Here is a 15,141-nt window from a genome sequence, read left to right as displayed (position 1 = left end):
TTCGGCCGGTCTAGAGGACGAGTGTTCCGCGGAACTTGGCGAGGTCGGACTTGATCAACAGGAACCACGGGGTGTTGACCGACGCCGAATCGAACTTCTTTCCGATGTTGATATAGGTCTGCGGATCGGCATGGAGGTCGGCACCTCCCTTGCCGGTGTCGGCATCGGTGAGGTAGATATGCCCGAGGGCGTCATGGGCAATGCGATGCAAATACTCGTTGAAGGCGTCGAACTCGGGTACCGGATCACCATGGGCCCGGATGAAGATCGAGTGATAGGCGTTCGGATTGGGTGTCGGAGCCGTATTGATCGGCGAGCCGAAGGCAACCACAGTGGTGACCTTGCCTGCCAACCCCTTCGTCGCCCAGTCGGCCGCCAGATTCTGCGCGTCCAAGCCGCCCTGGCTGTAGCCGACCAACATCACCTCGGTGTCCGGCGGCAGGTTGGCCAGTTTGTCCTTGATCTCAGCGACGACCTTGCTGTCGGTCAGACCGATGTACTGCGCGATGTTGCGCGTCCAATAGCGGTCTCCGGTGGGGTCGAAGTGGGTGCCGCCCAGATAGACGATCAGCTTCGACTTCTGGTCGACATTGCTGTTGACGACCTGCGTCGCCACCCCGGTCTTGCTCCAGGGCCAGTCGGTGAGGCGGCGCAGTTCGGCATACAGGTCGGCGGTCGACGCCGGTGCCTGCGCGGCGATCCCGGGCTTGCCGGTGTCGATGACGTAGAGGTTGTTGGTGGCCGGGTCGGCGACGTACAGTCGGCTGCCGTCGGTGCTCAGCGTCATGCTGGTGGGCAGGAAGCCGACGTCTATCGACGCCCTGATCAACGTGTTTGATCCGGCATCGTAGGTGGAGAGCAACGAATGGCTGCCCTTGGCGTCGACCACGGTGCTGACGACGAAGATCCGGCTGCCGTCGGGGGTGATGGTCATCAGGGTCGGATTGCCGCCGTAATCTGCATTGGCGACAACGGTTCTGGTGGCGGTATCGATGACGCTCAGACGTCCGGTGGCCATGGCGACGTACAGCCGCCGGCCGTCCGGGCTCAAGGCCATCTCGGCGGCGTAGTTGTTGCCGGGCACGGAGATCGGGGCCAGCACGGACGGAACGGTCGCGGTGGTATCCAGCACCTGCACCTTGGTACTCGTGATGCTGCCCAGATACATCCGCGAGCCGTCCGAGCTGATCTGGACCTCGTCGAAGGCGCCCACCGAGATCGTGCCGGTGACCGTGCGCGAGAAGGTGTCGATGACGGACACGTACCCGCTCAGCCCGTCGAGGACGTACAGTCGTCGGCTGTCCGGGCTGACGACGAGTTGGCGGGGCACGATGGACACTGGAATCGGGGATCCGATAACGGTTTTGGCATTGGCGTCCAGCACCGAGACGCTCTTGAGTTCATATCCACCGTAGCCGTAGTAGTGGGCCACATAGACCCGGGTGCTGTCCGGGCTGGCGACCACATCGCGCGGTCCGAGGGCGACCGGGATGGTGGCGACCACCGAGTTGTTCGCAGTATCGACCACCCGCACGGCGTCGTTGTTGTCCGAGATGTACAGGTAGCGGCCGTTGGGGATCAGTGCGGCGCCGCCGACGTCGAAGCTGATCTGCAATGGTGTGCCGACCAACGTGTTGTATCTGGTGTCGAGTACTGACAGTGACAGATAGGAGGAACCGGATAGCGTCCGGTTGGCGTTGAGCGTGTAGGCGTAATAGCTGCTCGGGTTGGTGATCGTGTAGTACGGGTTATGTACGTCATAGGGTGTGGAGTAACCCGAGACCGTGGCTTCCAGCGTCGGCGGAACGGGGGCCTGGGCGGCCGGAGCCACGTTCACCGTCACGGTCGACGACGTGGTGACGCCGCGGGTATTGGTGGCGTTCACGGTGAAGGTGTCGGTGACCGGGGCGGTGGCCGCGTACCGGCGGGCCGCCGCCGTGGGTGTGTATACGTAGGTCCCGTCCGCCTTGACGGTGACCGTGCCGAGTGCCGGCTTCTGCGCCACCGTGAAGGTCAGCTTGCCGGTATCGGTCACCCCGAGTGTGCCCGTGACCGCTCCATTTGTTCCGGTCGTGCCGGGCGGGGGCGCGGTGGGTGCGACGGGTGCGCCGACCGTGGAGGACAGTGCAATCACCGTCAGGGAACTCAATCCGTCGGGCGCGTATATCTTTGTGCCATCCGGACTTACGGAATGTGACAGCAAGGACGATCCGGCCTGCAGCGGAGTTCCGATGATCAGACCGGTTGCGGTGCTGACGGTGACGAGCGAGCCGTCGTTGCCGCCGATGTGCAGGAAGGCTCCGTCCGGAGTGACGGTGATCGACAACGGATTGATGTTCACGGTGATTGGGCTGCCGACCACGGCGTTGGTCAGGGTGTCGATCACCGTCACCGTTTTCGAGCTGGCGTTCGTCACGTAAGCACGCGTGCCGGTCGCGTTGACGGCGATGGCGGACGGCAATGTGCCGACGGCGATCGGTGTACCGACCACCGCCCCGGATCGGGTATCGATGACGGTAACGGTGTTGCTGCCGCCGTTGCTGACGTAGGCGCGAGTGCCGTTCGGGGACAGTGCGATACCGGTCGGGAAGGAACCGACGGTGATGGCTGTGCCGAGCATGGTGCGCGTCGCGGTGTCGACGACCGTGACGGTGTTGCTGGGGCCGTCGGTCACGTAGATCCGGGATCCGTCTGGGCTGACGACGATGCCGGTGGGATAGCTGCCGATGGTGACCGCGGGTCCGAACACCTTGTTGGTCACGGTGTTGATGACGGTGACCTTGCCTGTGTTGGAGGCGGTGTCGATACCGGCGACGTACAGACGTGTTCCGTCGGCGCTGACCGCGAGGGCTTGGGGCAGGGCACCGATTTTGATGGCCGAGCCCACCGTCTTGTTCGTCGCGGTGTTGACCACCGTGATGGTGCCGTCGTGGTAGTTCGCGACGTACGCGCGGGTGCCGTCGGGTTTGAGGGCCACGGTGCTGGCTCCGTTGCCGACGGTCACGGAGCCGGCGAGGATGGTCTTGGCCGGATCTACCGTGGTGGTCACCGCGACGGTCGCGCTGCCGCCGAACGCATCGCTGACGGACACCATGAACGTGTCGGTGACGGGGCCGCTGGCCGTCGCCGCGTTCAAACGTGCGGTGGCCGTCGGTGTGTAGGTGAAGGTGCCGTCGGTCCTCACCGTGACGGTGCCCTTGGCGGTGGTGGTGCTGCCGGAGTAGGTCAGCTTGTCGCCGTCCGGGTCGGTGGCGGTGATCCGGCCGGTCAGCACGCCGGCGCCGTTCGGATTTCCGACGGCGGGCGCATTGATCACCGGCGCGCGGTTGGGCACCATCCGCACCGATACGATCGCGGTGGTGGCGCCGCCGTGACTGTCGGCGACGGTCACCTTGAAACTGTCGGTCTTGGTGGCCAGGCTCGCCTTCGGCGCCTGTGCCGCGGCGAGTGCGGCCGCACTCGGGGTGTAGGTGAAGGTGCCGTCGGCGTTGACGAGTACCGATCCCTTCTTGGTGGTGACCGGCGCGCTGAAGGTCAGACCGTCACCGTCGGCATCGGTGGCGGTGAGCGCACCGGTCACCACGCCGGTGACCGCGTGCGCGGGTTGCGCAGAAGTCGTGACCGCAGTGGGCTTTTGGTTGGCGGGGCCGATGGCGACTTTCACTGGCACCTCGACCTCACCGCCGTGTCCGTCGGACACCGTGATGGTGAGGGTGGTCTCACGGTCCGCCGACGTTGCGGCCGTTGCTGCGGCGGCGTGGCGGGCTGCCGCGGTGGGAGTGAAGGTGAACTTGCCCCTGGCGTCGACGCTCACGGTGCCCTTGTCCGTGCCGGACGTGACGCTGTAGGACAACGCGTCTTTGTCGCTGTCGGTGCCTTTCACCGTGCCGGTGACCAGACCGGTCGACGAGTTCGGTTTACCTGTAGTGAGTTTCGCGGAGGGAACGGAGTTCGCCGGCAGGATGTTCACGGTCACCCATACCGTCGTCACGCCGCGGCGTCCATCGGAGACCGTGATGGCGAAGCTGTCCGTGGTGTCTGCGCCCGGAACGGATGCGGCGTGGCGGGCGGCGGCGGTCGGGGTGTAGGCGAAGCTGCCGTCGGCGGTCAGGACGACCCTGCCCTTGGCCGGGGTGCTTGCGGTGAGCCGCAAGGTGTCGTGGTCGGCGTCAGCGGCGCCGACACTGCCGCGCACCGTACCGGTCACGGAATCGGGAGCACTCAGTGCGCCGATGCTGGCAGTGGGTTTCGCATTGGCCGGCACCAGTGAGACCACCCGCAGCAGAGCTGAATTCGAATCGGTGATGTAGGCCTGCATGCCGTCTGGGCTGACGGCGATATGCGGCATCGAGCCCTCGGTGCCCATCGCGGCGGGACTGATCGTCAGGGTGGTCAGGACGGTGCTCGTCGTGGTGTCGCGCACCTGGACGTTGCCGTCGTTGGTGGTGACCAGTAGCAGCGATCCGTCCTTGTTGAAGGAGATACCGGTCGGCTTGCCGTTGACCGTGAAGGTGTCGATCACCGCGTATCTGGCGGTGTCGAATACCGTCACCTTGCCGTCGCTGAATCCGGCGACGTATAGCCGGGTACCGTCGGGACTGACCGCGACCGCGTAGGACAACCGGCCGGTCTCCACCGGTATCCGGGTGGCCGTTGACCCCGATGCGGTGAACACCGTCACGTAGTCCGCGGCGGAGTTGACCACGAACACCTTCTTGCCGTCGGGGCTGACGACGATGTTGTAGGGAATTTCACCGGCGTTGCGTACCGTGCCGGAGACCTTGTTGGTCACGGTGTCGATCTTGGTGACGGTGCCGTCGTTCGCGTTGGCGACGTATAGAGTTTTTCCGTTGGGGCTCAGGGTGATTCCGTACGGATGATCACCCACCGCGACGGTGGCGACGACGGTGTTGGTCGCCGAGTCGATCACCGAGACCGTGTCGGAGCCGGAATTCGAGACGTACACCTTGCTGCCGTCCGGGGTGACGGCGACATTCATCGGCAGCGACCCGACCGCGATGGTGGCCACCACGGTGCGATCGAGGGTGTTGATCACGGTGACGGTGCCGTCGTTGCGATTGGTCACGTACGCGCGGGTGTCAGTCACCGCGACCCCGCTGGCGCCGGACCCCACCTCGACCTGGCCGAGATTGAACACCGGTGCCGCAGCGATCGGGACGTTGATCGTGGCCGGCACCGTATTGGTGCCGTCGGACACGGTGACGGCCAGGGCCACCGTGTCGGCTTGCGGTGTCAGGGCGGCCTGGACGCGCTGGGCCGCGGTCGGGGTGTAGCTGAACGCCGCGGTCTTGGTGTTGAAGATCAGCCCCGCCGGTGCGGAGGTCACCGTGTAGGTGAGTTTCTTGTTCTCCGGGTCGGTGGCGACCAGGAGCCCGGTCACGGCTCCGCTGGTCGGGTCGGGGGTGCCGATGACCGGGGTGCCGATGATCGGGGCCAGATTCGCTCCGCCGGCGTTGGCGCCGACCTCACGGCGTGCCGCTGCGGCGAGCACCCAGATCATCGGATCCTCGACGGGGTTCGTCTGTCCGGTGTCGAGTGCCGACAGCGGGGAGGCCATGATCGCGGCGGTGTCGGTGGCGACCAGGTCCGCCTCGGCAGCCTTCAGTTCGGGTTCCGGCAGCGTCGCTACCGGGGCGAGGGCCGGCGCGGCGGGCTCGACTCTGGTCGGTGGCCGATCCTGGACTTCGATGGCTGGCGGCTCCGGTTCGGCCTCGGTGTCCTCTTCGGCGAGGGCCGCCCGGACCTTCGGCTCGGCCGCGGTCCGGATGCCCCGTTTACCGGCCCGCGTGCTGCTCGACATGGAGGTCGGCTCGGACAACCCGGTTTCGGTTTCCGCGGTTTGCGGGATCGCCTTGGGTTCGGCCGGGTCGGCCGCTGGGTTCGGGTCGTCTTTGGTGCCGGATGTGGGGGTGCCGGAAGCGCTCTCGGCCGCATCGGGGGTAGCTGAACCGGCGCCGTCGGAGGACGCCGATGCTTCGTTGGGTTCCGGTTTCGCCCAGGCGATCGGCGAGCCGATCGCGAAGCCGACTCCGAGGGCGACCGCGAGTGCCCCGACTCTGCCGATCTGACGTGCGTAAGGGGTATCCCGGTGGGGCATCGGCGGTCTGACTTCCTATTCAGCTATTGCGCAGCAGTGCAACGCTAGCCGAGGACATCCACCGGGGCAGTACGCCGTTCGAATGATTTTCGGTCCGGTCGAACTCCCCGACGACGAGGCCCCGCGGCATCGCGCGGGGCCTCGTTGCATGGCACCCCCGTTGAGGGTGTCGGGTTCGACCGGGGTCCTTTCGGGCCTATGCCTTGGTGGTGATGGCGATGCGCTGCGGTTCGGTGCCGGCGTAGACCCCGGCGACCCGGACGGTGAGCACCCCGGCATCGTAGGACGCCGATACCGCCTCGCCGGACACCTGAGCGGGCACCTTGAACGAGCGACGGAACGTGCCGTAGTGGACCTCCGAGAGGGTGCGACCCTCGCTGTGTTCATCGCGGCGCTCCCCGCGGATGACCAGCTGACCACGGTCGAGTTCGACGGTCACATCCTGCTCGACGTCGACGCCGGGCAGCTCCAGGCGGACGACGGCGTCGTCGCCGTCGCGGACCACCTCGGCCGCTGGATTGAATTCCGCCGCGACCGGGGCGGGGGTGCCGAAGAAGTCGCGCAGCCAGAAATCGACCGGAGAGGTGGGTCGGGTGCGCACGGCGGTGTTGGTCATGTCTAGCTCCTTGCGTACGGTGACCAGCCCTGCGCCGGTCCGATACCCTTAGAACTTGAGTCGACCACGCTTAAGTTCCAACAGGGTGTTCGCTCTCGGCGAAGCACTCACAGGACGCCGCGCCGGTATGTGAGGACACCGTGACGGCCGATTCACACGAGGCGACATTGCGGCAATATCGGCTCCCTACCGTCGCGGTATGCAATCAGCCAAGCAGGTGGCCCCTAAGCATGTGGTCGTCGTCGGACACGGCATGGTCGGGCACCGCTTCGTCGAGGCGTTGCGGGCCCGTGACACCGACGGCGCCTGGCGGGTCACGGTGTTGTCCGAGGAAGCCGACGCGGCCTATGACCGGGTGGGTCTGACCGGCTACACCGAGCACTGGGAACGCGCCCGGCTGGCGCTTCCCGGAAATGACTATGCAGGCGACAACGGTGTCGTCCTGCATCTGGGCTTGGCGGCCCGGGGAATCGACCGGGCCGCCAAGACCATCACGCTGGCCGACGGCAGCTGCCTGGAGTACGACGCCCTGGTGCTGGCCACCGGGTCGTACGCCTTCGTGCCGCCGGTTCCGGGGCGCGATCTGCCGCAGTGCCACGTGTACCGCACCCTCGACGACCTGGATGCCATCCGGGACGGCGCGCAGGCGGCACTGGCGACCAAGACGCCGGTCGGGGTCGTGATCGGTGGCGGCCTGCTCGGCCTGGAAGCCGCCAACGCCCTGCGCACCTTCGGCCTGGACACCCATGTGCTGGAGATGTCCCCGCATCTGATGGCGGCCCAGCTGGACGAGGCCGGCGGCGCCGTGCTGACCAGGATGATCCGGGGGCTGGGCATCGAGGTCCACACCGGCGTGAGCACCGAGACCATCGCGCCCGCGCAGAAGAACCAGCCGCTGCGCAAGTCTCAGTCCAGCGACGCGGTGCGGGTGACGCTCAACGACGGAACCAGCATCGAGGCTGGTGTCGTCATCTTCGCCGCCGGTGTGCGTCCCCGCGACGAACTGGCCCGCGAGGCCGGCCTGGAGCTCGCCCAGCGCGGTGGCGTCATGACCGATCTCACCTGTGTGACAAGCGATCCCGACATCTACGCGGTCGGCGAGGTGGCTGCCATCGAGGGCCGCTGCTACGGGCTGGTGGGCCCGGGCTACACCAGTGCCGAGGTCGTCGCCGACCGGCTGCTCGGTGGCGGAGCCGAATTCGGTGAGGCCGACATGTCCACCAAGCTGAAGTTGCTCGGTGTGGATGTGGCCAGTTTCGGTGACGCCAAGGGACACACCCCCAACAGCCTTGACGTCGTGGTCAACGATCCGGTCAAACAGACCTACGCCAAACTGGTGCTTTCCGATGACGCCAAGACGCTGCTCGGCGGAATCCTGGTCGGCGACGCGTCCGCCTACGGTGTGCTGCGCCCGATGGTGGCCAGCGAGCTGCCGGGAGATCCGCTCTCGCTCATCGCGCCGGTCGGCAATGGGGACGGTGCGGGAGCGCTCGGCGTCGGCGCGCTGCCCGATATCGCGCAGATCTGCTCCTGCAACAACGTCACCAAAGGTGATCTGAAGGAAGCCATCTGCGGCGGCTGCACCGATGTTCCCGGACTGAAGAAGTGCACATTGGCCGGGACCTCGTGCGGATCCTGTGTCCCGCTGCTCAAGCAGTTGCTGGAGTCCGAGGGCGTCGAGCAATCGAAATCACTGTGTGAGCACTTCAGCCAGTCGCGCGCCGAACTGTTCGAGATCATCACCGCAACCGAGATCCGGACGTTCTCCGGCCTGATCGAGAAGTTCGGCACCGGAAAGGGTTGCGATATCTGCAAACCCACGGTCGCCTCGATCCTGGCCTCCACCAGCTCGGACCATGTGCTCGGTGGTGAGCAAGCCTCACTGCAGGACTCCAATGATCACTTCCTGGCCAATATCCAGAAGAACGGCAGCTACTCGGTGGTGCCGCGGGTGCCCGGCGGTGACATCACCCCCGAGCAGCTGATCCTGATCGGGGAGATCGCCCGGGATTTCGACCTCTACACCAAGATCACCGGTGGGCAGCGCATCGACATGTTCGGTGCCCGTGTCGATCAACTGCCCGAGATCTGGCGCCGCCTGGTCGAGGGCGGGATGGAATCCGGCCAGGCCTATGGCAAGTCGCTGCGCACCGTGAAGAGCTGTGTGGGTAGTGACTGGTGCCGGTACGGCCAGCAGGACTCGGTCCAGATGGCGATCAACCTGGAACTTCGTTACCGCGGGCTGCGTGCACCGCACAAGATCAAGATGGGCGTATCGGGATGTGCACGCGAGTGCGCGGAGGCCCGCGGTAAGGACGTCGGTGTCATCGCCACCGAAACCGGTTGGAACCTCTATGTATCCGGTAACGGCGGGATGACCCCCAAGCACGCCCAGTTACTGGCCGGCGACCTCGACGACGAGACGCTGATCCGTTACATCGACCGCTATCTGATGTTCTACATCCGCACCGCGGACCGCCTGCAGCGCACCGCGCCGTGGCTGGACGCGCTCGAAGGCGGTATCGACCACCTGCGTGATGTGGTCTGCAACGATTCGCTGGGCCTGGCAGCGGAATTCGAGGCCGCCATGGCGCGCCACGTCGACGGCTACGCGTGCGAGTGGAAGGGCGTGCTGGAGGACCCGGAGAAGCTGTCGCGGTTCGTGTCGTTCGTCAACGCCCCCGACGTCGCCGACCCGACCATCGAGTTCACCGAGTCGTTCGGCCGCAAGGTGCCCATCGGGATGCCGAAGATGCGACCAGTACAGGAGACCTCATGACCCTGCTCGACGACCGCAAAACCATGGACGCTCAGGGTGATTCGGAGTGGACGCTGGCATGTGCCTATGACCGGCTGCTGCCGTGTCGCGGTGTCGCGGTGCTGCTGCCCGACGATGTGCAGGTCGCGCTGTTCCGGCTCGATGACGGTGCCCTGCACGCGGTGAGCAATATCGACCCGTTCTCGGGCGCCGCAGTGATGTCGCGGGGCCTCGTCGGGGACCGCGCCGGCCGCGCCTGCGTGCAGTCGCCGATCAAGAAGCAGGCATTCGCATTCGATGATGGTGTCTGCCTGGATGATCCGGAAGCCTCGGTGCAGGTCTACCGGACCCGCATCACGCCGGACGGTTACGTGCAGATCGCTGTGTAGCCTCGGTCGGGCCCCAGCAGGCGTCGCGGCCGGCACCCGGCCGCCGCTCCACTTCGTCGCGACGCTGGAGCACCGTCAGATTGCGGTACACGGTCTCTATCACCACCTGCGACGCGCAGTGCGCGTGCAGATGGTCGCGCAGCTCCGAGGTCGTCAAGGGGCGGTCGGCGTCCTGCAATATCGCGAGCAGCTGCGCACGCAGCTGCTCACCTCCCCCCAGCGAAACCATTTGTGCGATATTAGCCCAGGAACATGGCGTCCCCGAATCGCCAGCTCAGCTCATGCGGCCAGCGGCAGGTGCGCCGCGTGCGCGCGCCGGAACCGGCTCGCGATCAGCCGGATCATGCCGGGATGAATGCCCAGCGGCTCGCTCACGATGTCGGCGCCGGACGCGCGCAGCCGATCCTGGAACAGTCCGTCGGCGAGCAGGTAGGACGCCACCGCGATCCTCGCCCCGTCGCTGCGGGCGCGCGCGGTCGCGACCGCGTCGGCGACCGTCGGGGCGCCGGTGGCGGCGTAGCCGAGTTCCACCCGGTCGCCGATCAGTGCGGACAGCATCGCCGCGGTCTGCCGGAGATCGGACTGCGCACTGCGATCCGATGTCCCGGCCGCGGCCAAGACAACAGAATCGCCAGGGCGCCAACCTGATTCGTAGAGACGGTCGGCGAGTACCCGGACCGTCCCGGCGCACGGCCCCAACGGTCTGGTCACCGTGACGTCCGGGTGGGCACTGGCCTGCACATGGGCGGGCACATCGACGCGGACGTGGAAGCCGCCGGCCAGGAACGCGGGCACCAGCACGGCCGGCTGGTGCTGGGGAAGGCCAGAGAGCACGTCGGTCGGGGTCGGGCCGAGCACGTCGACGAACGCGACCTGCACCGTGCGGTCGAGCAGGTGGCCGACGCGCCGGGCGAGTTCCTCCACCATGGCGACACCGCCCGGTTTACGGGTGCCGTGTGCCACCAGCACGGCGGCCGTGTGCCGGTTCATGCCGCACCGGCCGGGAACTCGTCGACGGCCAGCCGGTACCCCCGCTTGACGACGGTGGACACGATGTTCTTGTCGCCCAGTGCTGTTCGCAGACGCAGCACCGCAGTCTCGACGGCGTGGGTGTCGGTCCCGCTGCCCGGTAGTGCGCTCAGCAGATCGGAGCGCGACACCACCGCGCCAGGGCGGTGGGCCAATGCCCTGATGGTCGCCATCCCGGCCGGTGGCAGCTCCTTGACCACCTCGTCGACCATCACGCACGTGCCGCGAATCTCCAGCAGGTGTCCGGCGACCCGCATCCGGCGGGACTGCAGCAACGGCAGCTCGTCGGTGATGTGCCGGGCCAACGCGCCCAGGCGCATCCGCTCCGGCGCCGAGGTCGGCACGCCGAGGCGCACCAGCGGGCGGGCGGTGATCGGACCGACGCACATGGCGTGCACGTTGGTGCGCAGTGCGGTGAGGACGGCGTCCTCCACGTCGAGGTCGCGGGCGCGCAGCAGCAGGGCCGCGACGGCCGGCGCGGAGGTGAAGCTGACGGCGTCGAAACGCTGTTCGGCGATGCCGAGGACCAACTGGTCGAACGGGCCGTTGCGGGGTGCCGGATTCCACCGGTACACCCGGATCGGCACCACGTCGGCGCCGGCGGCCCGCAGTTCGTCGAGAAACTCCGGGAACGGGTCCCAATCGTCATTGGTGCCGTGCAGCTGGACGGCCACCCGCATCCCGACGATCCCGCCCTCCAGCAGGTAGTGCAGTAACTCGCGGGAGGACTCCGACTCCGGGGACCACTCCTCGGGCAGCCCGGCGGCGCGCAGTGCCCCGGTCGCCTTGGGGCCACGGGAGACGATGCGGGCGTTGCCCAGCGCCGCGGTCAGTTCGTGGGCCAGTCCCCAGCCGTCGGCCGCGGCGATCCAGCCGCGCAGCCCGATGCCGGTGGTGGCGATGACGATGTCCGGCGGCGCCGCGATCAGGGCCTCGGTGTTCACCCGCAGTTCGTCGTCGTCGGGCAGCGGCACCATGGTGATGGCGGCTGCGCTGGTCACGGCCGCGCCGCGCCGGGTCAGCAGGGCGCTGAGCTCCTCGGCGCGCCGGGCCGAGGTCACGGCGACCCGGAACCCGGTGAGCGGCGCCCAATCAGGTTCGGTCATCTGTCCTGTGTATTCAGTGCATGTTTCTCGGGTGTTACCTGGCGATTGCATGGCGGTGTCGCACTGGGCTGGAGCGCGTGGTGCATGGGGTCACAGGCTAGGAGGGCAATGTTGCACAATCGCTGCTCGCGATAACCCGGCAGTGAACTTCCGCTCACCGCCGACGGCGCCGGGCTGTGAGGTGCCCAGCTACCAGACGTCACCGTCGCGCCAGTCGCAGGTGAGCTCGGTGGAGGTGTCCAGCTCGACGCTGATCGGTAGTACGTGCACGCCGCCGTCATCCTCGGGCGTGCGGCGGATGCCGGTCGGCGCCAGCACCGAGGTCGGGCCGTTCCACTGCTGCCAGCCGCGCGGCAGGTACAGCGCCAGCCCGGCCTCCGAGGCGCTCAGCGCACCGAGCTGATAGGCGCCGCGCAGCACCTGTTCGAGGGCGTCCATGACGGCGGTGGCCAGCCCCTGGCCGCGCCAGTCCGCGCGCACCGCAACGGCCTCGATGTAGCCGCAGCGCAGTGCCTTGCCGCGGTAGAGGAGCCGGCGCTGCACCACCGCGCCGTGGGCGATGATGGCGCCGTGCCGGCAGATCAACGCGTGCATGCCGCCCAGCGCGTGCTCCCAGTCGGCATCGCCGAACGCGGCGCCGGGGTCACCGTCGTCGTCTGTCCCGAAGGCGTCGACCACCATCCGGCGGGCATCTTCGCGCGTCTCGGCGTCCAGATCGGCGGTGTGGATCAGCCGGGCGGTGTGAACCTCCCGGACCGCGCCCTGACTGTGGCTGTGACTGCGCACACAGCGTTTCTACCACCAAATCAGAGCGGCCGGCGGGGCCGCGACCAGTGCAACCGCACTGTCTGACCGGGTCGGGTCTGGCCGAGCTTGTCGATGTCCTCCTCGGTCACCACACCGATCACCGGGTATCCGCCGGTGACCGGGTGATCCGGCCCCAGGATCACCGGGAACCCGTTGGGCGGAATCTGTATCGCCCCGCGGGTGGCGCCCTCGCTGGGCAGCTGCCGGTCGGGCCAGCGGTATTCCAGCGGCATGCCGACCAGCCGCATCCCGACCCGGTCGCTGCGGTTGGTCACCAGCCAGTTGGTGCGGATCAGGATGTCGGGGTCCACGAACCAGTCGTCCCGCGGGCCCGGCACCACGGCCAGCTCGAGGATGTCGGGTTCGATGGTGCCGACCGGGGCCTGGTCCAGTTCGGGGAAATCGGCGGTGTGCTCGCCGACCGGCAGCACATCGCCGGCGCGCAGCGGCGCCGGTCCGATACTCGACATCACGTCATAGCTCCGCGACCCGAGCACCGGCCCCACGTCGATGCCGCCACGCACCGCGAGGTAGCTGCGCAAGCCCGAATGCGGGGCGCCCAGCGAGATGACCTCTCCATCATGTGCGTAGTGAATACTGTTGGTGCCGAAGGGAACACCGTTCACCGAGGGATCCGTGTCGGCGCCGGTCACGGCAATGGCGACGCCTTCTTTTCCGCCGCCGTGCACCCGTGCCGAGAACCCGCCGAAGGTCACCTCGACGGTGGCCCGCTCCCCAGGATTGGCGACCAGCCGATTGGCCAGCGTGTGGGCGCGGCGGTCGGCCGCCCCGGAACGTGTCACGCCCATGTGGGCCATGCCCGGACGGCCGAGATCTTCGACAAGCGCCAGCGGTCCGGTGCGCAGGACTTCCAGCGTGATACTCATCAGGATCAGACCTCCCGGAACGCGACGGTCATACCCGGCGTCAGCAGGGCCGGTTTGTCCCGGGTGACGTCGAAGAGCACGGCGTCGGTGCGTCCGATCAGCTGCCAACCGCCGGGGGACTCGCGTGGGTAGACACCGCTGAACTCGCCGGCCAGAGCCACCGATCCGGCCGGCACCCGGGTGCGCGGCTCGTCGCGGCGGGGCACCTGCAGCCGCGGGTCCCCGCCGACGAGGTATGCGAATCCCGGTGCGAAACCGCCGAATCCGACCCGCCACCGGCTGCCGGTGTGGGCGGCGATCACCTCGGTGGCGCTCAGGCCGGTCAACTCCGCGACCGTGTCGAGGTCGGCGCCGTCGTAGGTCACCTCGATGACCACGTCGGGTCGGTCGGTCCCGACGACGGCGGTCGGAGTGTGTTCCGGGGCCAGCTTCGAGAGCCGTTGCCGGGTCGGTGCGAGATAGCGCGGCCCGGCAAGTTTCAGCAGGACGGTGCGCGAAGCCGGCACGATATCGAGAACGCCCGGCATGCCGGCCCGGGTCACGGTGTCGGTCCAGGCCAATACGTCCGCGGTGCTGTCGAACTCGAGCAGCAGCGCCTGATCGCCATAGTCACGAACGGCGCCCAGTGTCCCGGGCGCTTTGGTTTCCGTTGTCACGCTCATCTACCGAAGCTACCGCCGGGTAAGTTGTTTATCGATAGCTCTGTGAGCTTTGCCAGAGGAGCCTTAAGGGCGTCTCACACAGCGGGTTGATAGGTGGGCTCGCGACGCTTGACCGCCGCGATCACCCGGTAGGTCACCGGCAGCAGGACCACCTCGACGATGGTCTTGTAGAACCAGCCCTGGGCTGTGTAGATCAGGAAGTCGCTGAACGAGGTGATCCCGATGACGCTGGCGGCGATCGCGCAGAACACCACGGTGTCACCCAGCTGCCCGACGAACGTCGACCCGACCAGGCGCGCCCACAGATGCTTCTCCTTGGTGCGTTCCTTGATCAGCACCAGCGACCAGGCGTTCAGTGTCTGTCCGACCAGGAACCCGGCCATCCCGGCGATGATCAGGCCCGTGTAGGCGCCGACGATGTTCTCCAGGTGTTCCTGGTTGGGGTAGAAGTCGGCGGCGGGCAGGTAGACGGTTGCCCAGAATGCGGCGGCGGCAAGAGCATTCATCGCGAAACCGGTGAAGATGGCGCGCCGCGCGGCCTTGAACCCGTAGACCTCGGAGAGCACATCGCCGATCACATAGGTCAGCGGGAAGACGATGAAGCCGCCGTCGGTGATGATCGGTCCGAACTCGACGCCCTTGGTGGCGGTGACGTTGGAGATGATGACCAGTGCGGTGAAGACCGCCACGAAGATCGGATAGTAGGCCGAACCGACCTGCGCATAGGACGGGTGCTGCGGGGTCTGGGTCGGGCTACTCACCCGGACAT

The 15,141-nt window shown here is 67.3% G+C and carries 11 protein-coding genes; 2 read left to right on the top strand and 9 right to left on the bottom strand.

Going from position 1 to position 15,141, the window contains the following annotated elements; genetic code table 11:
* Positions 1-10: 10 nt before the first annotated feature.
* Both A7U43_RS00925 and A7U43_RS00920 read right to left on the bottom strand, forming a co-directional pair.
* Complete coding sequence (locus A7U43_RS00925) at positions 11-6,118, bottom strand: Ig-like domain-containing protein (RefSeq protein ID WP_067990046.1); 6,108 nt, start codon at positions 6,116-6,118, stop codon at positions 11-13.
* A gap of 196 nt (positions 6,119-6,314) precedes the next feature.
* Complete coding sequence (locus tag A7U43_RS00920) at positions 6,315-6,734, bottom strand: Hsp20/alpha crystallin family protein (RefSeq protein ID WP_067990044.1); 420 nt, start codon at positions 6,732-6,734, stop codon at positions 6,315-6,317.
* Between the two features lie 199 nt (positions 6,735-6,933).
* On the opposite strand from A7U43_RS00920, the gene nirB reads away from it, so the two are divergent.
* Both nirB and nirD read left to right on the top strand, forming a co-directional pair.
* A complete protein-coding gene (gene nirB / locus A7U43_RS00915; protein ID WP_067990040.1) occupies positions 6,934-9,513 on the top strand; it encodes a nitrite reductase large subunit NirB in 2,580 nt (859 codons plus the stop codon).
* On the top strand, positions 9,510-9,881 hold the full coding sequence (nirD, locus tag A7U43_RS00910) for a nitrite reductase small subunit NirD (protein ID WP_067990037.1): 372 nt from the start codon (positions 9,510-9,512) through the stop codon (positions 9,879-9,881). The genes nirB and nirD overlap by 4 nt, the downstream gene beginning before the upstream one ends.
* On the opposite strand, the gene A7U43_RS00905 is transcribed toward nirD, so the two are convergent.
* From A7U43_RS00905 to A7U43_RS00875, 7 genes are all read right to left on the bottom strand, one after another.
* Complete coding sequence (locus A7U43_RS00905; protein ID WP_067990034.1) at positions 9,847-10,110, bottom strand: helix-turn-helix domain-containing protein; 264 nt, start codon at positions 10,108-10,110, stop codon at positions 9,847-9,849. The genes nirD and A7U43_RS00905 overlap by 35 nt on opposite strands.
* 50 nt (positions 10,111-10,160) lie before the next feature.
* Positions 10,161-10,871, bottom strand: coding sequence for a sirohydrochlorin chelatase (locus tag A7U43_RS00900; protein ID WP_067990031.1), 711 nt, complete (start codon positions 10,869-10,871; stop codon positions 10,161-10,163).
* Entirely contained in the window at positions 10,868-12,016 is a 1,149-nt protein-coding gene (locus A7U43_RS00895) for a uroporphyrinogen-III synthase (RefSeq protein ID WP_067990028.1), read from the bottom strand. Before A7U43_RS00895 ends, A7U43_RS00900 begins: the two co-directional genes overlap by 4 nt.
* Positions 12,017-12,205: 189 nt before the next feature.
* Positions 12,206-12,802, bottom strand: a complete 597-nt coding sequence (locus A7U43_RS00890) for a GNAT family N-acetyltransferase (RefSeq protein ID WP_067990025.1) — start codon at positions 12,800-12,802, stop codon at positions 12,206-12,208.
* 20 nt (positions 12,803-12,822) lie between these two features.
* Positions 12,823-13,710 (bottom strand): 5-oxoprolinase/urea amidolyase family protein, encoded by an 888-nt coding sequence (locus A7U43_RS00885; RefSeq protein ID WP_067990023.1) that lies wholly within the window; start codon positions 13,708-13,710, stop codon positions 12,823-12,825.
* Positions 13,711-13,715: 5 nt separating this feature from the next.
* On the bottom strand, positions 13,716-14,372 hold the full coding sequence (locus tag A7U43_RS00880) for a 5-oxoprolinase subunit B family protein (protein WP_067990022.1): 657 nt from the start codon (positions 14,370-14,372) through the stop codon (positions 13,716-13,718).
* A 74-nt stretch (positions 14,373-14,446) separates the two neighbouring features.
* Positions 14,447-15,133: a queuosine precursor transporter gene (locus A7U43_RS00875; RefSeq protein WP_067990020.1), complete on the bottom strand. Its 687-nt coding sequence runs from the start codon at positions 15,131-15,133 to the stop codon at positions 14,447-14,449.
* Positions 15,134-15,141: the final 8 nt, after the last annotated feature.

The organism is Mycobacterium adipatum, assembly GCF_001644575.1.
GTDB classification, from domain to species: domain Bacteria; phylum Actinomycetota; class Actinomycetes; order Mycobacteriales; family Mycobacteriaceae; genus Mycobacterium; species Mycobacterium adipatum.
The sequence above is the reverse complement of the archived record's forward strand: the minus strand, read 5'-3'. Positions and strand labels throughout refer to the sequence as shown.